General features: G+C 57.4%; 18 protein-coding genes and 2 tRNA genes. 15 read left to right on the top strand and 5 right to left on the bottom strand.

Going from position 1 to position 21,665, the window contains the following annotated elements:
• Positions 1 to 26 precede the first annotated feature (26 nt).
• Positions 27 to 824: an IclR family transcriptional regulator gene (locus EPN96_11610; GenBank protein ID TAL15797.1), complete on the top strand. Its 798-nt coding sequence runs from the start codon at positions 27 to 29 to the stop codon at positions 822 to 824.
• 199 nt (positions 825 to 1,023) lie between these two features.
• On the opposite strand, the gene EPN96_11615 is transcribed toward EPN96_11610, so the two are convergent.
• A complete protein-coding gene (locus tag EPN96_11615) occupies positions 1,024 to 1,488 on the bottom strand; it encodes a hypothetical protein (protein TAL15798.1) in 465 nt (154 codons plus the stop codon).
• 201 nt (positions 1,489 to 1,689) lie between these two features.
• Between EPN96_11615 and EPN96_11620 the strand changes: the two genes are divergently transcribed.
• The 5 genes from EPN96_11620 (at position 1,690) to EPN96_11640 (ending at position 8,621) form a co-directional block, all read left to right on the top strand.
• The gene (locus tag EPN96_11620) at positions 1,690 to 3,552 is read left to right on the top strand and encodes a hypothetical protein (GenBank protein TAL15799.1); all 1,863 of its coding nucleotides are present in this window, start codon (positions 1,690 to 1,692) and stop codon (positions 3,550 to 3,552) included.
• A gap of 258 nt (positions 3,553 to 3,810) precedes the next feature.
• Positions 3,811 to 5,229 (top strand): DHA2 family efflux MFS transporter permease subunit, encoded by a 1,419-nt coding sequence (locus EPN96_11625; protein ID TAL15800.1) that lies wholly within the window; start codon positions 3,811 to 3,813, stop codon positions 5,227 to 5,229.
• Positions 5,226 to 6,884 (top strand): radical SAM protein, encoded by a 1,659-nt coding sequence (locus tag EPN96_11630; protein ID TAL15801.1) that lies wholly within the window; start codon positions 5,226 to 5,228, stop codon positions 6,882 to 6,884. The genes EPN96_11625 and EPN96_11630 overlap by 4 nt, the downstream gene beginning before the upstream one ends.
• A 647-nt stretch (positions 6,885 to 7,531) precedes the next feature.
• Positions 7,532 to 8,227, top strand: coding sequence for a hypothetical protein (locus tag EPN96_11635; protein TAL15802.1), 696 nt, complete (start codon positions 7,532 to 7,534; stop codon positions 8,225 to 8,227).
• Between the two features lie 154 nt (positions 8,228 to 8,381).
• Positions 8,382 to 8,621, top strand: coding sequence for a hypothetical protein (locus EPN96_11640; protein ID TAL15803.1), 240 nt, complete (start codon positions 8,382 to 8,384; stop codon positions 8,619 to 8,621).
• Between the two features lie 12 nt (positions 8,622 to 8,633).
• Here EPN96_11640 and EPN96_11645 read toward each other — a convergent pair whose 3' ends face one another.
• Positions 8,634 to 9,212: a hypothetical protein gene (locus EPN96_11645; protein ID TAL15804.1), complete on the bottom strand. Its 579-nt coding sequence runs from the start codon at positions 9,210 to 9,212 to the stop codon at positions 8,634 to 8,636.
• Between the two features lie 223 nt (positions 9,213 to 9,435).
• Here EPN96_11645 and EPN96_11650 point away from each other — a divergent pair, with 223 nt between their 5' ends.
• From EPN96_11650 to EPN96_11675, 6 genes are all read left to right on the top strand, one after another.
• Positions 9,436 to 10,455 (top strand): branched-chain amino acid aminotransferase, encoded by a 1,020-nt coding sequence (locus EPN96_11650; protein ID TAL15805.1) that lies wholly within the window; start codon positions 9,436 to 9,438, stop codon positions 10,453 to 10,455.
• Positions 10,452 to 10,799, top strand: coding sequence for a hypothetical protein (locus EPN96_11655; GenBank protein ID TAL15806.1), 348 nt, complete (start codon positions 10,452 to 10,454; stop codon positions 10,797 to 10,799). The genes EPN96_11650 and EPN96_11655 overlap by 4 nt, the downstream gene beginning before the upstream one ends.
• Positions 10,796 to 11,095 carry a hypothetical protein gene (locus EPN96_11660; protein ID TAL15807.1) on the top strand — a complete coding sequence of 100 codons (300 nt, stop codon included), beginning with the start codon at positions 10,796 to 10,798 and terminating at the stop codon, positions 11,093 to 11,095. Before EPN96_11655 ends, EPN96_11660 begins: the two co-directional genes overlap by 4 nt.
• Entirely contained in the window at positions 11,096 to 12,967 is a 1,872-nt protein-coding gene (locus EPN96_11665) for a radical SAM protein (GenBank protein ID TAL15808.1), read from the top strand.
• 108 nt (positions 12,968 to 13,075) lie between these two features.
• Positions 13,076 to 13,151: transfer RNA gene (locus EPN96_11670), tRNA-Lys, on the top strand.
• 448 nt (positions 13,152 to 13,599) lie between these two features.
• A complete protein-coding gene (locus EPN96_11675; protein ID TAL15809.1) occupies positions 13,600 to 16,113 on the top strand; it encodes a hypothetical protein in 2,514 nt (837 codons plus the stop codon).
• Positions 16,114 to 16,400: 287 nt separating this feature from the next.
• Here EPN96_11675 and EPN96_11680 read toward each other — a convergent pair.
• From EPN96_11680 to EPN96_11690, 3 genes are all read right to left on the bottom strand, one after another.
• Positions 16,401 to 16,476 (bottom strand) — tRNA-Phe (locus EPN96_11680).
• 201 nt (positions 16,477 to 16,677) lie between these two features.
• Positions 16,678 to 17,166, bottom strand: a complete 489-nt coding sequence (locus tag EPN96_11685) for a hypothetical protein (protein ID TAL15810.1) — start codon at positions 17,164 to 17,166, stop codon at positions 16,678 to 16,680.
• A gap of 127 nt (positions 17,167 to 17,293) precedes the next feature.
• Complete coding sequence (locus tag EPN96_11690) at positions 17,294 to 18,031, bottom strand: 16S rRNA (uracil(1498)-N(3))-methyltransferase (GenBank protein TAL15811.1); 738 nt, start codon at positions 18,029 to 18,031, stop codon at positions 17,294 to 17,296.
• Positions 18,032 to 18,103: 72 nt separating this feature from the next.
• Between EPN96_11690 and selB the strand changes: the two genes are divergently transcribed.
• Genes selB through EPN96_11705 form a run of 3 tightly spaced genes read left to right on the top strand, consistent with a single transcriptional unit; the run spans position 18,104 to position 21,464 of the window.
• Complete coding sequence (selB, locus tag EPN96_11695) at positions 18,104 to 20,035, top strand: selenocysteine-specific translation elongation factor (protein TAL15812.1); 1,932 nt, start codon at positions 18,104 to 18,106, stop codon at positions 20,033 to 20,035.
• Positions 20,036 to 20,818 (top strand): formate dehydrogenase accessory sulfurtransferase FdhD, encoded by a 783-nt coding sequence (gene fdhD / locus EPN96_11700; GenBank protein ID TAL15813.1) that lies wholly within the window; start codon positions 20,036 to 20,038, stop codon positions 20,816 to 20,818.
• Positions 20,819 to 20,843: 25 nt separating this feature from the next.
• The gene (locus EPN96_11705; GenBank protein TAL15814.1) at positions 20,844 to 21,464 is read left to right on the top strand and encodes a hypothetical protein; all 621 of its coding nucleotides are present in this window, start codon (positions 20,844 to 20,846) and stop codon (positions 21,462 to 21,464) included.
• The last annotated feature ends 201 nt before the right edge of the window (positions 21,465 to 21,665 follow it).

Below are 21,665 nucleotides of genomic sequence, written 5' to 3' on the forward strand. Positions count from 1 at the left end.
CGGGAGGATTAAACCGGCAGGTCAAAATGGGCAAAAGAGAGAAAAACAGCTACGTGATACAGGCGGTCGCCTCCGCCCTGCAGATTCTTGAGGAATTTCGCGGAAGGGAGCCCCAGATAGGGCTTACCGATTTCGCCAACCGCCTTGAGCTGCATAAAAACACCGCCCAGAGGGTTCTCTATACCCTCGAAAGCAGGGGCTACGTCGAGCAGGACAGGCTTACCGGCAACTTCCGGATCGGAGTCCGCGCCCTCGAACTGGCGCACCTTTACCTTCGCAAGACCGATATCCTGAGCATGGCCGACGTCGCCCTGGCCCAGATAGGGGAAAAGTGCAACGAGACCTCCTACCTCGGGGTGCTCCGCGAGGGAAGGGCCGTCTACGTCAGCACCATAGAATCGACTCACCCCGTCCGGGTCGTCTCCAGAGTGGGAAAGTCCTTCCCCCTCCACTCCTCCGCAATCGGTAAGGTGCTCCTCGCCTTCCGCGATCGGGAGGAGGCGAAAGGCCTCATCGCCAAAATCGAGTTCGAGACCTTCACGCCGCACACGATAAAAAACGCCGACGAGTTGGCCGTCGAGCTGGAGAAGATACGCAAGCAGGGCTACGCGCTGAGCGAGCAGGAATATCACGACGGAATACGAGGCGTCGCCGCGCCGGTCTACGACCACCTTGGGAACGTCGTCGCTGCGGTCTCGATAACCGGCCCCGTCTACCGCTTTGGCGAAGAGAGAATTAAAAGCGAGCTTCTTCCGCTGGTCATGGAGGCTGCGGCGGAGATGTCCCGGAGGCTCGGCAACGGCCTTTCGGAGGCGATCAGGTAAAATCAGGATTTTTCAGGCGCGTACCGATAAAAAGGGGTTACGGCAAAAAGCCGTAGCCCCTTTCACTTTTCACGGTTGCCCGTTTCTTCTTCTTATTCGACGGGGAACTTCACGAAATGGCCCAGCCAGAACATTGCGGCCACCGCGACGACGTGCAGCACCCACCAGAGGGGTTGAAATAACTTGAACCTGTTCATGATTACCTCCAGAAGAGAAAGCCGAGCGTGTAAACCGTCGAAAGCGCCGCGAGATGAACGATCCAGTAGCCGAAGTGCGGGTATCTGAAGGTCCTCCACCCGAGAGAGGGGGCGGCTTCGAGATTGCCGAAGACCTCAAGGTGGAAGAGCACGTAGCCGATGGAGAACTTGGCCCACAGTATCGCGATGTCGGGCCAGATGGGCCGTCTGGTCAGCGCGAAATGTCCCATCGTGATCGTCCCTATGATCACCGTAAACCCGTTTATCAGGTACCCGGCGTGCAGGGTTTTTCTGGAGATGAAGAGCCACGGAGTTATCACTACGCCGATAAGCCCCACGAAAAAGGGCACGTAGCCATAATCGGCCTTGGCCGCGGGGTGAATCAGATAGTGGAGAATGAGTCCTCCCAGCGAGAGGAAAAAGAGCCCGGCGATAAGGGCTGTTTTGACTTTGGTTTTTATGGTCATCCCGTGCGCCTCCTGTCTGTCGAAGAAATACTGACTTAGGGCTTATCCGAAAGGCCTATTTACGGACAAGCCCTTGAATTATATCACCCCGCAGGGCGTCTGCCCGGCGAGGCGATAAATTAGGACACGGATTTTGCGCTTCGGGTTGTGCTATAGTCGCCTTTTCCGGTAATGGGAATCCCCACCAGCGGACAGGAGCCGATGCAGGAACCTCTCGCCCCTGAATATCCGGTGTGCGCCAAAACCCCGGGGGAACGCTCGGGGCTTCTGATGCTTCTAAGCGGGCTCTTCGGCTTTTTCCTCTTCGCCCTCGTCTTTCCGGGGGCGACGGACAACGTGGAGAGCGCCCAGGTGGTCGCGGGACTGGTCACCTACCCGCCGGGAAACCCGATGGGTATTTACCATCTCTCGGCGCTCTCGCTCCTCATAGATTCCGCCGCGCTGCTCCTCAGACTCGGCCTTCCCGAGTGGGCGGTTTGCGCTTTTTTCACGGGTTTGCAGGGAGCGCTGATCTTCTCCGGCCTGACCGGGCTCACCTTGGCGTTTTCGCGTAGCGCCTCCGTCTCGTTTCTCGTCCCGCTCCTTTTAGTCCACCTCTACCTCAACTCGAAAGCCTTCGCCTTTACGCCCCCCTATCTGCAGGCCTTCAACGGCCACGCCTACCCGATTCTCCTGGTAAACCACCCCTACATCTACGGAACAGCCGGCCTCTTTGCCGTCCTCCTGATCTGGGGGCTTCTCGCTCACAGGAAGCTTCGCCTTGCGGGGTTTCTCGCGGGGCTGATGGTGTGGGTGCACCCCTCGATGGGCCTGGCGTGCTGGGCGGGAGCGGGGGCGGGGCTTTATTTTCTGAGGGAAGAATACGGCGGGGATGAGTTGCGCGGGCTGGCCCGCTGGTTTCTTGCCGGAATCGCGCTTTCGGCGGCGGGGATGGGGTTGCACTACCTTTTTTTCACGCCGGAAATAAAAGGAGTGGACTGGGAACTCGCCTCGCGCATCGTGGAGAATTACGAGCGCAACTGGGACACCCACCGGGTCTTCGATTCCCGCCTCGTCCTCCCCATGCTGGAGGTGGACTTTTACGCAACGGTCCTTCTTCTGGCTCTTCGCTTTTTCATTTGGGAAAAACTTCCCCAGGGGGCGAGATTTCTTTTCTACGGACTTCTGGCGATAACTGCGACGGGCGCGGCGGGCCTCGTGATTCAGGGCTATTTCCCGGAAGCCATGCCCCTTTCTGTGCGCACCTTCATGCTCCACCGCTGGCTGAACATAAATTCGATGGCTTTTCCGGCCTTGGTCTTCGGGATTCTGGGGTATTTCGGGCTCAGGGAGAAAAATCCCTTCGCCCTCGGGATGCTCCTCGCAAACGTCATTCTCGTTTCGACCCTGACTGCGGACTCGCTGACCTGGTTTTCGCACTTCGGCTTTCCGGAAGGTCCGGGCCCGGCCTGGGAGGGGCTTCTCTTCCCCCTGCTGGGGGGAGGTTCCGTACTGTTTCTGGCCGTCACAGCCTCGGGGAAGTGGAGAATCGCAATACCTGCCGCTCCCGGCTGGCTTGCCCCTCTCGGAGCGGGGATTGTCGCGGCGGTGGCCCTCTACGTGCTGGCTTTCGGCATTCTGCCCTACTTCAGCAAGGAGCGCATGACCGGGAAGGAATGGTCGAACCCCTTCTTCGAGGACCTCTCAAGAGGAGAAGGGCTGCTTCTTCTCTCGCACCCCGATGGCCTCCGGTTCCCCCTGCGGACGCGCAGGGGGGTTCTCCTCGATCCCGAGCAGATAGACATGTTCACCTACGCCAAAGGCGCCGCCCCGGTGATGGAGGAGATTTTCAACAGGGTGTACGGAAAAACCCTCCTTCGCCCGCGCGGCGAGGGCGAGCCGGTGCTCATTTACGACTACCTGGCCCCCGAAAACTGGGACCGGTACACGATGGCGGACTGGCAGGCGATAAGGAGGGAATATCAGGTTACGGAGGTGATAGTCCCCTTCGGCTATCAACTCCAGTTGCCTCTCTCGACGGGCCTGAAGCCTTATTTTTACGCCTACCGCATACCCGCCCCCTGAAAACTTTCAGGCTTTCAGCTTCTCCTCCAGCTCGGCGATTTTGTCTCCCAACTCTTCGATGGCCAGTATCTGGTGGGGACGGATAGAGTGGGCAGGGAGGCTGGCCTCCCTCTCCTTTTTAAGCTCCCGAAGTTTCCTGAGTTCCTCTTCAAGCTCTTCTCTTTCGCTCATCTTTTACTCCCGGATACGGTATAGTTTTCTTCCCTGTGGAATATAGCACCTAAAGGCTTCCACTCTCCAAAAGAGGTTTCGAGTAAATTGACCGAGTGCCCGGCAAAAAATAACGATACGCCCTGGAAGATATTTACCTGCGTAGGGCTTGGCGTCTTCATGGCCACCCTCGACGGCTCGGTGGTGGCTGTGGCCCTCCCGTCTCTGCGCGAGGAGTGGAACGTAGGGCTGGAGACCCTCCAGTGGGTCCTTTCCATCTATATGCTGGTAATCACCGGGCTTCTCCTCGCGGCGGGCAGGCTGGCCGACCTCATCGGGCAAAAGGCGGTCTACCTCTGGGGGCTCGCCGTCTTCATCCTCGGGAGCGGGCTTTGCGCCGCCGCGCCCTCTCCGGCCCTCCTCATCTCGGCGCGGGCGGTGCAGGGGGCTGGCGGCGCGATGCTGATGGCCTGCGCTCCCGCGATAATAACGGCGGTCTTCCCGGTGGCCCACAGGGGCAGGGGGCTCGGGTACCTCGGAACGGTGGTCGGCCTCGGACTTACGGCAGGGCCGCCCATCGGCGGCTTTCTCATCGGAATCTTCGGCTGGCGCTCGATCTTCCTCGTAAACCTTCCCATCGGCGTAGCCTCCATACTCTACGGTATAAAGGAGCTTCCGCCCTTATGCTTCACGAAGCCGGGGCAGAAGTTCGACTGGTCGGGGGCTTTTTTCTTCACCGCCACCTGCGCCCTTCTCCTCCTCGGCGCGTCCGGCCTCCGCAGGGAGGGGCAGACCGTTCTTTACTTCGGTCTTGCGGGACTTTCCTTCGCCGCCTTTCTGGTCAGGGAAAAGTTCGCGCACGACCCCCTCGTCAACCTTGGCCTCTTTAAAAACCCGGAGTTCTCGGCGGCGCTCGCGGCCTCCCTGCTGACCTTTTCCTCCGGCATTTCGGTTCTTCTCCTCATCCCCTTCTATCTGACCGAAATAAAGCATCTTTCGACAGTCCGGATGGGCATGGCCCTTATGGTCACCCCATTTCTTATGATGATTCTCGCCTCCTGGGCGGGAGGGCTCTCCGACAGGCAGGGCGTGCGGGGGCTGACCACCATCGGCCTTACCCTCCGCGCGCTCTCCTTCGCGGTTTTTTACTTTCTGACGCCGGACACTCCTATGGCGGTTATCCTCTTCGCCCTCGTGCTGATGGGGCTGGGCAACGCCATCTTCATGCCTCCCAACACAAGCTCTATAATGGGCAGCGCGCCCCCGCCGATGCTGGGCGTAGCGGGCGGGCTCACCGCCGTCTCGCGCAATCTCGGCATGTCGATAGGGGTTGCGGCGGGCTCCGCAATCTTCGACCTCGCCCTCGTGAGGGCCGGGGGGACGACGGTCGGCGAGGCGGCAAAGTCGAACCACCCCGCCTTCATGGCAGGGTGGAAGGCGGCGATGGCGATGGCTTTCGTCTTCTGCGTCCTTTCCGTCCTCGCCTCCCAGCTTCGCGGAGCCGAAAAAGGGAAAACACCGGCATGAGCGGAGGGATTGTCCTCGTCTCGCCGCCGGTGGCGAAACCCTGCGAGCCCGACCCGGCGCTGCTGGTTCTCGCCGGGCATCTGCGCGAGAGGGGCTGCGAGGTCAGCGTCTGTGACGCCAACCTGGGCTTCTTCGAGGAGCTTTTATCCCCGGAAAGCCTACGGCGCTGCTACGCCGCCCCGGAAGGAAAGGAGCGCACCCGCCCGGAGGAAACCTCGGCCAGGCGCGCGGTAGGCAACGTCGCGAGGGCGCTGGAGCGGCTGAGAAACCCGGAAACTTACGAGTCCTTCGGAATTTACCGCTCCGCTCTCGGCGAGGTGGCGGAAGGGCTTCGCCTCGCCTCGCGTACCCTCGGCGTACATATTTCACTCTCCGATTTCGTCCACCCCTCCCTTTCCCCCCTCTCTTCCGAAGACCTCGCTTCGGCGGCGCGCGAGCCGGAACTTCTGGGGACGGCCGGAGCGCTCGAAAAATCCGCCGGAGAGATTCTCGCGCTTGAACCTGCCATCATCGGGATCTCCGCCTCCTTCCTTTCGCAGGCCCTTCACGGTTTCGCGCTGGCCGGGCTGCTCCGCCGGACGGGCTTCGCGGGAACCCTTCTTCTCGGCGGAGGGCTCGTCAATTCGTGGGTCAAGTGCCTTCGCCCGGAGATGGAGATATTCAAAGTCTTCGACGCAGTGGTGACGGGTCCGGGAGAAGAAGCGCTGGCAGCGATGGCGAAGGCGGGAGGGGTGACGAACGCTCCGGGGGTGCTGGCGCCGCGTTTTTTGATCTGGAATCAGCCGCCGGAGGGAGAGAAGAGGGAGGTTTCCTTCAACCCCTCCTGCGAAGGGCTGCGATGGCAAAGCTACCTCGCCCCCGCGCCGGTTCTCCCCGTCTCGGCCTCGCGCGGGTGCTACTGGGCGAAGTGCGCCTTCTGCCCCGAGGCCTCCGGCGACCGTCAGCCCTACCGCACCGCCGACGCCGGTGAACTGGTGAAAAAAATCCTCGAAGCCCGCGACAGGCACTCCATCCGCTTCGTTCACTTCACCGACAACGCCCTCTCTCCCTCCCACCTCGGAAAGATCGCCGAAGGGCTGAGCGGGGAGGGAGTGAAATGGTACGGCTTTTCGAGGATGGAGGAGCAGCTCACCGACCCGGCCTTCATGGAGGCGCTCGCCGAGGGCGGCTGCGCCATGCTCCAGTTCGGCTTTGAATCCGCGACGAAGAGGCTTCTGGACCTTATGAGGAAGGGTATAGACCCCGAGAGGGGCGCGAAGGTCGCTGCGCTGGCCCACCGCTTCGGAATCCGCGTCTACGGCTACTTCCTTTTCGGCCTTCCCACCGAAAGCCTGGAGGAGGCCCGCGCCACCGTCGAATGGATTAAAGAGCGCGGCGAAGAGATAACCTTCCTCAACCTCTCCCTGATGAATTTCCCGCGCGGGGGCGAGATGGAGGCCGCGCCGGAGGATTTCGGCATCGACACCCTCAGCGAGCGGGCGGGGAAAAACGACCTCTCCCTCTACCTCGACTTCGGCGGGGAAAAGACCCTTGAGCGGCGGGAGCTGCGGAGGCTCTTGGCGGAGGCAAAGCGCGACCCTGTCATAAAGAAGATTCTCCTTCGCACCCCGCCCTGGTTCTCCTCCAACCACGCTGCCTTCGCGCCGCTGCCGTAATATTCTTAGTACCCGCGAAGGCGGGAATCAAGAAGAGCTGTAGGGCGGGCTCGGTCCGCCGGTTTACAGCTTGCGAGGCTTTGCCTCGCGCTCCTAGGCACTTCTTTTAGAAAGAAGTACCCAAGAAATCGGCCCGGACGCGTCGCTCGCTCTACGAGCGACCACTTCGTTCCGGCTGGGCCGTACGGGGCACCCACTGCGCTTCGCTCCGTTAAGACCCCGCGCCGGCCCGACGCCTCCACTCGTTGCGCCGCATATGGGCCATGAGGAGGACGAAAAGAAGGCTCGCCCAAAAGCGAAATCTCTTTGAGCTTTTGGACTCGAAGGTAAAATTTTTACACGTATGCCTTGAATAGTGTAAATAATTTACCTTCGAGCCGATAAGTCCATATAATTTCACTTATCGGCGAGCTTTATTTTCGTTCCCCACGCCCTCCGGCGCCAGCGAGTGAGAGAGCGAGGGTGTTCCGAGCGCGCCATGAGCCCGTGGCGATTTGCGCGCTCGCCGAGCGACGAACGAGCGCCTTGGCGCAAAGGGGGCGCGCCTTTTCTTCCCACCGCTTCTTTTGGGCGGTCAAAAGAAGCGGTGTTGGGGCGCAGGGGCGAACAGCCCCGCAACTATAGAATTACAATAGGAGTTTCAACAAATGTTGCCAAAAGAATATCGAGATAGAATTACAATGCTTGTTCAATCGGAGATGAATTATTTTTACAGGGCAATTAATGAGAGGGATAATTCAATAACGCGACATATCGCCAGAACCGACCCAAAAGTTATTAGTGAGGCCAATTGTAAGATTATAGAAGCAGAGCACATGTTAATAAGAGTTGTTGCAGATAAATTGCTTGGTTCCATTGAGCAACTAGGTGTACCAAACAAGTGTAGCCTAGAGAAAGATTGTATCGATGAGGCGAAATATTTTATACAGGAATTAATAAAACGAGCTAATTACCCAGATAATCCAGCAGCGATAGCCTCCTGCGAGTCAATGCTTATGGCTGAGGTCGAAGGTAAAATTAGGGTATATGCAAGAGATAAGTTAAGAATAAATGAAAGAATTATTGAAAAACAAAAATACCAGAAAGATAGTTCCGCAATCAAGGAAAGGCAAGACCAGCCGTCTCCTACTGATATTAAAAAATGGAATATATACATAAAGTCTTTGGGCAACGAAACTATAAAGAGGCGTCTTTCTGTGCTGTTATTGCATATTCAAGGAAAACCTAGAAGTGAGATTGAAAAATCACACCCAGGGTGCAATATTTCACGCGATATAAAGAGGGCAAAAAAACATGTTCAGGAGATACGCGAAAAACGCCCAGACCTTGTGGACCTGTCCTAGGACACATGCACGGACAATTTTTGATACAAACCATAACATGCTGTAATTATTGATAATTATGAAAATGGAGGTGCTCGTTTGTCCGAGGGCGGACATGCGATGATTTAGCCATGCAAAACGCAATCTCCCTATAAAAGGAGAGAAAGGTTTAAACATGGCAGCATCAAAATTTATCGAAACTCTGACAACACCCCTCAGAGAAAAACAGACCTCTTTAATCCTAAACCTGACGACAAAGGAGCTTGAATCTTCGCGTGGCCTTTTAACAAAAAGACGTGTTAAACGGGGTTGGACAAAATTTGTATACAACGTGGCCTTCCCCATAATATTCACGGTTTTGAAAGCCATATTAGAAAATGCCATCAACGCTTATTTGAACGGGCACGGCCTTTAAATGTCCGATCTCCTACTCCCCCATCATCCCTCTTTTGACCTCTTCGGAGGCGGGGACGTTCCCGAGCCAGACGGAGAAGAGCGCCCGCATGAAGTCGGCCCCGCCGAACCAGCCGATAAGTTTGGCGCCGCTCAGGACGTACCCCTTTTCCACGGTGGTTCCGCCGCCGGGGGTGTAGGTTATTGTCAGCGTCGTCCGGGGGTCGAACTCGGCGTTGAAAGCTTCGAGAAGGGACTTCATTTTCGCCTTTAATTCTTCGTCGGCCTCCGGCACGTTATCGTTGAACCCTGTTCTGATAATCCTTCGCGCATCGCCAAGTTCAAGGGTTCTTACGAATTTGAGCTGGATCCGCTTCGGTTCGTCGGCGTTTATCGCCTCGTCGGCAGTTTTCGCGGGAGTCATAAGATAGAGGCCCGCCACGTAGACGGTTCCCAGAAGGTTTTTGTGTTCCCCCAGCCCGCGAAGGGTGAGCGTTTTGCCTTCAACGTCTACCGAATCTGCCATTTCGACCCCGCCGAGCGACGCGGCGAAACCGTTTGCGGACAAAAAGACGAGGGCCAGAACCGCTAAAAATCCGAGGAGCTTTTTCACCTTCTCTTCTCCTTTGCCGTCCGGTGAGAATCAGCAAAAAGTTCAATTCAAGAATACCACCTTAAACCGGGAGTACAGCCTTGCCGGGGCGAACGGGATATTTTCGCGGCCCGCGTCGAAAAACTCCCGTTTGACGGCCTCCTCCCTCTTGCCACGCGGCGCGCCTTCGCTTACGATAATCAGTTATACTTAAAAATCAAACCCAAGGGGAGCAAAGCCAAAAATGGAACGCGCCAACCTCGATTTCAAAAATCTGCCCTTCGCCTATCAGGATACCGACGCCAATATCCGGTACTACTTCAAGAACAAGAAGTGGTCGGAGGGGGAGCTTACCGCCGACAGGTCGATAAACCTCCACATGGCGGCGGTCTGCCTCCATTACGGGCAGGAGATTTTCGAGGGGCTGAAGGCCTACGAACGCCCCGACGGGCAGATAGGCCTCTTCCGCGTCGAGGCTAACGCCGAGCGCTTTCAGTGTTCCGCAAGGAAGCTCCTGATGGAGCCGGTCCCTGTGGACCTTTTCCGCGAGGCGGTCCACCGCGTCGTAAAGGCCAACAGGCGCTTCATTCCGCCCTTCGACAGCGGCGCGACCCTTTACATCCGCCCCCTGGAGCTCGGCATCAGCGCCGAGGTCGGGGTGAAGCCCAGCTCGGATTACCTCTTCATTGTCTTCACCACCCCCGTCGGCCCTTACTACAAGGCGGGGCTGACCCCGGTGAAGCTGCGCGTGGAGGAGATTATCCACCGCGCGGCCCCCGGCGGCGTGGGAGACATCAAGTGCGGCGGCAACTACGCGGCGGGCATGAGGGCGACGATCGGCGCGAAGGAGGAGGGCTTCTCGGAGGTCCTCTACCTCGATGCCAAGGAGAACCGCTTCATCGACGAATCCGGCTCCTCTAACTTTTTCGCCATCTCGGGCAACACTCTCGTCACCCCCGCGAGCGAATCGATCCTCCCCTCCATCACCCGCCTCAGCGTCGTGCAGCTGGCCAGGGACATGGGCATGAAGGTCGAGGAAAGGCCCGTGGCCCTCGAAGAGCTGCCTTCCTTCGAGGAGGCGGGGTGTCTGGGCACCGCCGCCGTCATAACCCCGGTCGAGTCGATTACCTGGGGCAAGAAAGTCATCGTCTACGCGAAAGACGGCAAGCCCGGCAAAAAGGTGCTCGAACTCTACAACCGCCTGACCGCGCTCCAGAAGGGCGAGGCACCCGATCCCTACGGCTGGACAGAGATCGTAAAGTGAGCGAACCGCAAGGGAAGCTCTACGAGAGCATCGAAGGCCCCGGCGGGGTGAGAGTGGATGTCTACGACGAATCGATGCCCTATGCCTACTCCAACATCTTCTGGGTGAAGCTCCGCCTCGTCGGGTGCTTCCCAGGCTCCAGCGAGCCTTTCGAGCGCAGGCTGGAGAAGATGGGAGTTTTCGCCGAGGACCTCGAGGCGACGAAGAAAACCCTCGTCGATTCCTTTAAAAACTCCGCGCTGCCCTACCTCTCGAAGGCCGGGTTCGGCGAGAAGATGAAGGCGATGCGCGACAAAAAAGAGTCGCCTAAGCCGAAAGGCGTCGGCGGCTACAGGTGCTCGTGAGCCGGCAGCCACCGACCGAACGGGACGCCAAGTGCGCTCTGTGCGGCGGCGAGCTTCCGCCTCCCCCGTACTTCAGGCGCGACTCCTGCAGGTGCGGCGCGGATATACACGCCTGCGTACAGTGCTCCCTCTACGCCCCCGGCTCTTACAACGACTGCAGGGAGAGCGAGACCGAGAGGGTGGCCGACAAGGAGCGGGGCAACGCCTGCGAGTGGTTTTGCCTCTCGGGCAGCGGCCCGGACGCGAAAAAGAAAGACGCCGCCCTTTCCGCCCTCGACAAGCTCTTCAAAAAGTAGATGACGCGAAAAAAAGCAGTTCTCGTCCAGCTTCCCGTACCGGCGATGCGCTGGCCCCGCGCCGACGCCAACATCCCCCTCGCCGCCGGCTATATCGCCGCCCACGCCTCCGCTTGCGCCCCCGGCTGGGAGGTGGAGCTGCTCCCGTGGGAGGAGGCGGACGTCTACGGCGATTCCCTCCTTCTTGCTTCCATCCTTCGCCGAAAGCCGCTGGTCGCGGGTTTCTCACTTTACCTCTGGAACTCCGAGCGCTCGGCGCGGCTGGCGAAAAAACTTCGCGAACACGGCGTCTTCACCGTCGGCGGAGGCCCCGAGGCCGACCCCTCGAACTCGTGGCTTTACGAATCCGGCGGGTTCGATCTCCTCATACCCGGCGAGGGCGAGGCGGCGTTTTCGGCGCTCCTGAACTCCTTCCCGGCTCTTCCCGCGGGACAGCCTCCGGCGCTTCTCGACCTCACGAAGGCCAAGAGCCCCTATCTGGAAGGTTTTCTGCGCCCCGCCCACGACAACTCGGCCTGGCTGGAGACGGTGCGCGGCTGCCCCTTTTGCTGCGATTACTGCAACTACGGCAAGCGCTTTAAAACCGTGAGGACCTTCCGCGAAGGGTGGCTTTCGGACCACCTGCGCTGGTTTCGTGAGAACGGGGTCTCCGAGGTCTACCTTATGGACCCCTCCTTCAACGTCCGGCCCGACTGGGAAAAGACCCTGAGTGACCTCGAAGAGGGGAACGCCGGGGGCGGCCTCTCCTTCCACACCGAGCTTTCGGCGCAGCACCTTCGCCCCGGCGACGCCGGGCGGCTCGCCCGCGCGGGTCTGGTCTCGGCGGAGGTCGGGCTTCAGTCCGTCCGTCCGAAAGTGCTGAAGAACGTCGGCCGCACCTTCGACAGGAAAAAATGGCTGGCGAGGATGCGGGAGCTGACCTCCGAAGGCATCGCCGCCTCCGTCGGCCTCATCGTCGGGCTTCCGGGCGACGACCTCGAAGGGTTCTCGGAGTCGCTCGATTTCGTTCTCGCCAACCTTCCCGAAGCCGACATCCAGCTTTTCCCCCTCGCCCTCCTGCCGGGGACGGCGCTGCGGGAGCGAGCGGAAGAGGAGGGGATACACCACTTCCTCCTGCCGCCTTACACCGTCTTTTCGACCCCCACGATGAACGCGGAGGAGATACACAAAGCCTTCCTCCTCTTCGAGGAGGCGACCGGCCACGAACTCGATCCCCTCGGCAACCCCTCGCTCACCGGCCCCTTCACCGGCGGAGAAAACGCCGTCTGCCTCACCGGGGCGCGGCTGAACGCGGCGGGAAGCCTCTCCCCGGAGTGGCCGGAAAACCTTGCCAAACGCGCCGGGGCGAACTTCACCTTTTTAATAAGCGGCTGGCGGGAAGGGCTCGCCGAAGAGCTTGGACGCTTCGCCGGAATCCTCCCCCACACCGCCCTCACCGTCGTCCTCGAAGACGCCGACAAAAAGACGCCGGAAAGAGTGAAGGAGCTGCGAAAGGCTGTCGCGCCCGAGCCCTACCTCCGCAGGCACTACTCCCACCTTTCGACCGATCTCTTCCCCCGCATCGTCGTCCTTCTGGATCACAAAAAGGCCGGAAGCGGGTTCGCGGAAGAGCTTAGAAAGTCCGCCGAGCTCATCCTCACCGTGAGCGCGGACGAAGGATGGCGCGGGCGCACGGTGGAGCTGGCGCTGGCCGGAGAAACCCTCTTCGTAACGGGAGAGACCAAAGAGACGGACTTTAGCGCGCTGGTTGAAGAGCTGGGCGAAGACGCTGGGGGAGTGTTCTTTCAGAGCGCGCGCGCGCAGGAAAAATTCTCAGCCGTCACGGCCCCCGGAACCGTCTTCATGGAGGAAAACCGGATTACTCTCGGCTGAGAAACCCTCGGCCGCGCCGCAGCGAAAAATCCGTCAAAAAAATCTTTCCCGCTAACACTTTTCCTTGACAGCGGGTAGACTCAAAGTTAACATTCGCGCCTCCTTCGTGGGCCGTTAGCTCAACCGGTAGAGCAAGTGACTCTTAATCACTAGGTTCGGTGTTCGATCCACCGACGGCTCACCACGAAATCCAAACCGGGCACTTCGCACAACGCGGAGTGCCCGGTTTTTTATTGCCGCCAGTCCTTCTATCGCCGCATTGCTCCCGCACATGACCGCTGTGTTGCCACAATTCACCGCAAATCACCGCCAAAGATTTTTAGGGAAATTTTCAGCGGCATGGAGTATTTTGGGACAACTAGAAAGTGAGCACGGGCGCTGTAAAGCGGACAATTACAGTAGTTTATCCTCTGCCCGTGTATTTTGAGCCCCCCGTGTTGTCCCCCGTGTTACCGAATCGGGGGAAGCTGGGACTAATGACAGACAGGCAAAAACGATCCTAGCATTGCGCAAGTGGTTTTTATCACATATAGTTGAACTGTCTCAGGTTAAAACAAAGCCGTTGCACAGCTTCCCAGATCCGGAGACTTTAAAACAACTGCTTAGCCACAGAGTGTTTCAAAGGAGAAATTTTGAAAAAACTAATGGCCGCACTTTTGATTTTAACGCTAGCTTACACTCTGACCGCCTGCGGTGGTGGGGGCGGAGGAGGAAGTGAAGCCCCAAGATCGGCAGCCATTAAAGGCACTGTCGTTAGCTCTTCTGACCTTTCGGCTGCAAGGGGAGGTTTGGGGCTAATTGTAAATGGAAAGTACTCAGTACCTGGGGCAGTCTGCACACTTGAAGGCACTGATAAGAGTGGAATAACAGACATCGAAGGCAATTTCACGATAAACGGCGTCGGAAATGGTAGCTATATCCTCATCTGTAAAAAAGAACTCTCCACTGGCGACGTTCTCGTCGCTCTTCAGATTCTTGAGGTTACCAAGGACGGAACTGACAGCAATACAGTCAATCTAGGAACCATAGAGATTTCAGCGGAAGGCACAATAGTTGGCAAAGCGTTACTAATCGGCCAATCTGAACATACGGGCATAAAAATCTATGTGCCAGGCACTTCATTTCAAGCCAACACTGATGCAACTGGAGCTTTCAAGCTAGACCTTCCGGCCGGAACCTATGACCTCGTTGTTGAAAAGACCGGGTACACTTATCAGAATCTAGTCGGAATTATGGTAAAGCCCGGACGTACTACGGATATAGGGGTACTGCCCCTGAGTGTCTCAATCGGGCCGTCCGGCAGCGTCTCGATCAATAACGGAGCCGAGCTTTCAGACTCAGAGACAGTTACGCTGTCCATTACCCATTCCGCTGATGCTTCTCTAATGAAAATCAGCGAAAAAGCCGACTTCTCCGATGTCGCTTCCTGGGAACCAGTTGCCGAAGCCAAGGATTACACGTTTGCATCGGGCGGGTTGAAGACCATATATATAATTTTTGAAAACGCCGATGGACTTGAAAGTGGAATATCCTCAGACTCCATTAATCTAAATATCGATGCTCCGATTGCGGCAACACTATTGGTAAACGCACCGCAGAACACGCCTGTCAGTATCACCCTTTCTGCCACCGACCCAGACGGGGTGACAGATTTCAACTTTTCCATCATCTCGCCTCCCGTAAACGGTGCACTATCCGTTATTCCCAATGAATCCAGAGAGTCAGTCGTAGTCACCTACACTCCGAACGCCGGTTTTTATGGCTATGACAGCTTCACCTACATGGCAAGCGATGGCTTAAAAGAAGATTCTGCAATCATTGAAATATCAGTTATGGCCACGTGGTATGAAGATAAAGATGGCGACGGTTACACATCCGGCCTAACATTGACTTCCACTAGCCCGCCCGGGGGATATGTATTGTCAACATCGCTTGTTAATACAACCTCTGTTGACTGTAATGACCTTTCTCCATTCATTAATCCCGAAGAAGTAGAAATTTGTGACGGAGTAGATAACGACTGCTCAGGGGGAATTGACGACGGTCTTGTTCCGCCTCTGGCAGAAGAACAGCTCGGCGTATGCTCTGGCGCCACCAAACTTTGCAGCGGTGCAAGCGGATGGGAAGAGCCGGATTATTTTATTTTCTCAAGTGAGTATGAGTCATCCGAAACCAACTGCGACTCAAAGGACAATGATTGCGACGGGCAGATTGACGAAGGACTGCTGACCGAATACTGGCTTGATCTGGACGGTGACTCCTACGGCGACCCATTGAATAATACCAATTCTTGCACTCAATCCGCTACATACGTCTTGAACTCCAACGATTGCGATGATTCCGAAACATTGGTTAATCCTGGCGCCTATGAAATTGACAATGGAATAGACGACGATTGCGACGGGCAGGTAGACGAGATGGCGGTGGGGGATATCTATGTGGAACCAAAGACAGGCTTTAAATTCTCATGGGTTCCGCCAGGAAGTTTTCAGATGGGAGACACTTATGGCGACGGAAATCCAAATGAGCTACCTGTGCATACTGTTACCTTTTCAAAAGGCTTCTGGATGGGCACCTATGAAATAACACAGGAGCAATGGAAGGCATTTATGGGTAATAACCCAAGCTATTACAAAAGTTCTTCTCCGGGCTTGCCCATTGAACAGGTTAGCTTGTACGATATAATTGAATTCATTGGGGAACTTAAACTGAAAACCGGAGTCGCCTTTCGCCTACCAAGCGAAGCAGAGTGGGAGTACGCCGCCAAGGGAGCGCAATACTCCGGCACAAAATACTCAGGGACCAGCGACCAGTCCATGCTGCTAGATTACGCCTGGTTTCAACCATACTCTCCAGTTACCTCTGCTGGTTCTACGCATCCGGTAGGACAAAAACTACCAAACGCCCTTGGGCTTTATGATATGAGCGGTAATGTCATGGAATGGGTGGAGGACTATTATTCCTCCTCCTATAGCTTAGCGCCAACGGACGGCAGTGCTTGGGGAGATGGTTCCCAAGGCTGGGCAATTGCGCGCGGCGGAGATTGGTACAGTATAAGCAAATATGTGCGCACTACATGGCGATTTTCAACAAGTCCAAGCCAGAGGAACCGATATATTGGATTGAGATTTGTTATAGAACCATAACAACTAGAATTATGGAAAGGCGGGATAATTGGTCTCAAGCCTTTCCAAAAGCTTGCATCAGAGGCGATTCGGGCGGTTATTCAAGGCAGTTCAGTCGTGTAGGATGGGTTTTAGCCCATCAAATTTACAGTGCATCTCCACGTTCCCACATCCGCCGCCGATTGCTTACCGCGAATCAGCAAGGGGTTACAGGTTTCGGCCTGTAGCCCCTTTTTTGTTCCACCTCACTCCGGTAATTCACACAAAACAAAAGGGCCAGGCTCGAAAGCCTGACCCTTTGTTTTTATTGGTGGGCAGAGACGGAATTGAACCGCCGACACGGGGATTTTCAGTCCCCTGCTCTACCGACTGAGCTACCTGCCCATGAATATCCAACCTATCTCAGCGAGATTGTTGGGATATTTTTGAGTTTTCAGCGAGCTGGCTTAAAAGTTTGCCCAAGAAGCATTTTCTACCGACTGAGCTACCTGCCCGCGCCCGGCTGGCCTTGCGGGAGCCGGGAAGTTGCAGTTTTTACCTTACTTGCAGCCGCCCTGTCAAGGCTTTTGGGCCTCGAAAGGGGGGTTATTTCTTTTTGTCGTCTCCGAACACGTCGCTGAAATCCATGTCGAGGAAGCCGTCCTCGGTTTCCTCTTCCTTTTCCTCGTTCTCAGCTCCGGTGAAGCCGATGTCGATCTCTTCGTCTTCGGCGGAGGCCGGGGCGGCCTGAGCGGCGGGGCGCGAGTAGCTGGTGTGCTCGACCATGGATTCCGTTTCCGGTTCTTCGGCGGTTCCTTCGGATTCAAAATCGGTGATGAAGTCGCTGTTTATCGCTTCGTGGGTTTCTTCGTGCTCGGTTCCCACGTCGGAGAGAAGGCCCGCAGTGCTGAAGTCGAGCTCGTCGTGAACCGGCTCGGGCGAAGCGATTATCGCGGCGGGCTTTGACTGGGCGCGTTCTTCGGGGGAGATTGCAATCACTCCCAGCATCGCCCGGATGTCGGAGATGTCGGTTCCGCACTTCTTGCATTCGTTCAGGTAATCGAAACTTGTGTAGCCGCACTTGGGACATTTCATCTTTTTGTGCCTTTCCTCTGTGTAGTTACACGCGCAGGCCTAAAAGATTTGAGTTAATTCCGACAGCAAAAGTATCACGAAGGAGTCAAAACAACAAGAGAATCGCTTCCCGCAAAGCTCCTGATATTCATTTGACGTGTTCCGCCGCCAAAAAAACAGAGAGCGCCGCGATTGCGGCGGTTTCACTTCTGAGTATCCTTTCGCCGAGGGATACGGGCGAAAAGCCGGTTTTGACAAGGGACGCGGCCTCTTCCTCGCTCCAGCCGCCCTCCGGACCGAGGGCGACGAGGCTTTTGTTCTTTTCCGCGCCCGGCGAAAGGAATCTTGCCCCCGCCCTTTCGGCGCAAAAAAACCGCTCTTCGGATTTTTCAGCCGGTCCGAGTACGCGGAGAAATTCGGCGAGCCCGAGAGGGGCGGTTATCTCGGGGATTTTGCCGCGCTCGCACTGCTTGGCCGCCGAGAGGAGTATCTTTCTCCAGCGCTCGACCTTTTTTCCCGAACCTTCCCTGTCGGGGCGGGCCACTGTGCGCGAGGTGATAAGGGGTATTATGCGCAAAGCGCCGAGTTCGACGGCTTTTTCCAGAAACCATTCCCAGCGGTCGCCCTTTATGAGCGCCTGAGCGACGGTCAGCTCTTTTTTCGGCTCGCAGGAGGGCAGGGGGGAGAGTTTTTCGAGCAGGAGGGTGTCGCCTGAAAAATCCGCCGCGATTCCGAGATATCTGTTGCCCCCGCCGTCGAAGATGCGGACTTCGTCACCCTTTTTGACGCGGGTGACGCGGCCAAGATGCCTGGCCTCCTCGCCCCGGAGGAGGGCGATTGCGCGGGCGGCGTCGATGTCTGACGGCAGGGCGAAAAACTGTGACATTTCTTTGACTCCCGGAGCGCATCTCCCTTACTCTTAATAAGAATCTTCAAAAATTATCCGGCTAAAGAGATTATGGCTCAACCAAAAAGAATCGTACTGGGAACCGCGGGCCACATCGACCACGGGAAAACCTCTCTGGTGCGGGCTCTCACGGGAATCGACACCGACAGGCTTAAGGAGGAGAAGCTCCGGGGCATTACCATCGAGCTCGGCTTCGCCACCCTCGACCTTCCCGGCGGGAGGCGCATGTCCATCGTCGACGTTCCGGGCCACGAGAAGTTCGTGCGGACGATGGTGGCGGGGGCTTCGGGCATAGACACCGTGCTTTTCGTTGTAGCGGCGGACGAGGGGGTGATGCCCCAGACGAGGGAGCACCTCGAAATATGCTCGCTTCTCGGCGTCGCCAGCGGGGTAGTGGCGCTCACCAAGGCGGACATGGTGGACGAGGAGTACCTGGAGCTGGCCCGCGAAGACGTGGCCTCCCTCGTAAAGGGAACCTTTCTGGAGGGAGCGCCGATAGTGCCGGTAAGCTCCGTCACCGGGCAGGGGCTCGACCAGCTTCGCGAGAGACTCTGCGAGCTGGCCGACGCGGTGCCCCAGCGCGACGCCAAGGGGCTCTTTCGCCTTCCCGTGGACAGGGTCTTCCCTATGAAGGGGTTCGGCACCGTCGTAACGGGAACCCTCCTCTCCGGGGCGGTAAAGCGCGACGACGAGGTGGAGATACTGCCCGGAGGCGTGCGCGCGAAGGTCAGGGGGGTGCAGGTCCACGGTGAAGCGGTCGAAAAGGCCTACGCGGGAAACCGCACGGCCCTCAACTTCTCCGGCGTGAGCGTCGAGGAGATAAACCGGGGCGACACGGTCGTCCACCCCGGCGAGATAGAGCCCACCTACATGGCCGACGCCAGAATAACCGTACTTGGTACCGCCAGAAAGCCGCTGAAGGAGCGTGACCGCCTGCGGCTCCACATCGCCGCGAGGGAGGTGCCTGTGGTGGTGGCGCTCCTCAGCTCGGAAAATATCGAGGGCGGCGAGGAGGGGTACGTCCAGCTTCGCTCGCGTGAAAAATTCGTGGCCTGCCCCGGCGACAGGTTCGTCCTTCGCGGCTACTCACCGGCGCGGACGGTGGGCGGAGGCGTTGTCCTCGACCACCACCCGGCGCGCCACAAGGGGCAAAAGAAAGAGGTCGCCGCCCTCCTCGAAGTGCTCGACAAGGGCGCTCCCGGCGAGAGGCTGAAGGTGTTTCTGGACCTTAGAAAGCACGTCGGGCTGACGCCGGAGGACGCCGTTTCGGCGCTGATGGTGACGCTGGAACAGGCGAGAAACCTTCTCCAACTCTCGGTGCGCGACGGCCACGCTTTCGTCTCCGACAGAAAGGCCCAGCGCCACGTCAGTTCGGGGTACATCGCCGAGCTTTCGGCCTTCGCCCTCGAAATCCTCGCCGATTACCACAGACAAAACCCGCTCAAGAAGGGAATCGGAGCCGAGGAGCTTCGCAGCAAGTTCCCCGCTTACATCGACGACAAGCTCGTCGCCTTCACCCTGGAAAGGCTGGCCGGGGAGGGGAAGATAATCCTCGACGCGGAGAAGGTGAGGCGAAGCGATTTCACCCTTACCCTGAGCCTGGAGGACGAGGGAACCCAGAAGCGGATAAGGGAACTGGTGCGCGAGAAGGGGTTCGAGGCGCACACCCTGGAGACTCTTGTGGCCGGGACGGGTGAGAGCGCCGCGGCGCTTAAGCCGGTAGTGAATTACCTCGTGGCCGAGGGCAGGCTCGTCAGGACCAAGGAGGGTTTTCTCTTCGACGCCGCGCTGATGGAGGGTTTCGTCGAAAAGGTGAAAGACCTTCTGGCCGGAAAGGGGGAGATGGGGGTGAGCGACGTAAAGGACCTCACCGGCGCGTCCAGAAAGTACGCGATACCCCTTCTCGAATACCTCGACACCAACAAAATCACCATGCGGCGCGGCGAAAGCCGGGTGGCCGGGGTCAAAGGAAAGAAAAGCTAGATGTCCACTACCATATGGAAGATATCGCGCTGGAAGGAAGGGGTCTTCACCGCCTGCGACGACGAGGTGGTGGAGGAACTCCCCCTCACCGTCTTCGCCAACGGCAGGGAGATCGTCACCCTCCTGACGCTCGGGGAAAACCTCGCGGAACTCGCGGTTGGTTTCCTGCGCTCCGAGGGGTTCCTCTCCGCGCGAGAGGATATACTGGAATTGAAGGAGGAAACGGGGGCCGTCCGGCTGAAACTCAAGGGGGATATCGCCCTCGTCGAGAGCCTCATGGAGCGGCGCACCCTCACCACCGGCTGCGGCAAGGGCACCACCTTCTACCACCCCCTTGACGCCCTCCGGGTGAAGCCTCTCGACACCGGAGCCGTCTTCTCGCCGGAGGATATTCTGGCGAGGATGGGGGAGATTCAGACCCGCTCCGAGGTCTTTCAGAGGACCGGCGGCACCCACAACGCCAGCCTTGCCTCGCCGGAGAAGACGATACTCTTTCGCGCCGACATCGGCAGGCACAACGCCGTGGACATGCTCGGCGGCAGGGCGCTGCTGGACGGCCTTGGCGTGGAGAGCCTCGCGCTTTTCACCACGGGGCGCGTAAGCTCGGAGATACTCCTCAAGACGGCGAAAATGGGGGTGGCGGTGCTTGTTTCCCGCTCCGCCCCGACGGCCCTCGCCCTGCGGCTCGCCGAACAGCTGGGGATGACAGTTATTGGCTACGTCAGAGGGGGAAGGTTCAACGTCTATACCGGGTCACAGCGGGTTAAGGAATGCAACCTGTGAAACTAAAAAAATTAAGGGGTATTATTTGAGTCTCGAAAATTCAGTCCAAGAGATGGTTGATCACTTGAGGACTAACCGGAGGTTCCCGAAGTACCAGCTTGAAAGGGCCATAGATGCATTCATGTGCCCATTCATAAAGGAATATCTCGAAAAATCCTACAAAGCAGATGTGATTTATGCTGCCGCCGAAGTTCCATTCAAAAAAGATGGAAACTACCAGAGCACCAATGCAGATTATCTCTTCGGTGTTATGGGAACTGACCCCAAGTGGGTACTTGTAGAACTTAAGACGGATATGGCCTCTCTGGGAGAGCAACAGCTTATGCGCTACAATACTTTCCTTGAAAAGGGGGCAAGGATGGACGGGATTTTTGGAAGTATCCCAGATATCAGTAAAAACTCCCGTGCATGGAAAAAATACGATTCCCTCCTGGATAGTTTAACGAATATTAAGATGCCAGAAAATGCTCTGGTGGATATTTGGTACTTCGTCCCTGAGTGTCCTAAAAAATTAAAATATTCGCCTCATCCAAAAATTCGCTTTGTCTGCTTCAATAAGATGGTAGACACATTTACAAGCTCTCAGCACCCAGAGTTGTGGGCCCTCGTAAAGCCGCTCATCGAAGAACTGAAAACCAGTGCGTAGGATGGGCTTCAGCCCATCGAATATAAAAAACTATAATGTAATTAAATGGTTGCGGGCTGCCCGCCCGCACCCGGCCCCATTTCTTTTGAGCGACCAAAAGAAATGGGGGAAAGAAAAGTCGCGCTCCCTTTGTGCCCAAAGCTCGCTCGTTCGTCGCTCGGCGAGCTCATATTCGCTGCGGCTCAGAATGAGCTCGGAACA

It is taken from the genome of bacterium, assembly GCA_004322275.1.
Taxonomy (GTDB): domain Bacteria; phylum Desulfobacterota; class Deferrisomatia; order Deferrisomatales; family BM512; genus SCTA01.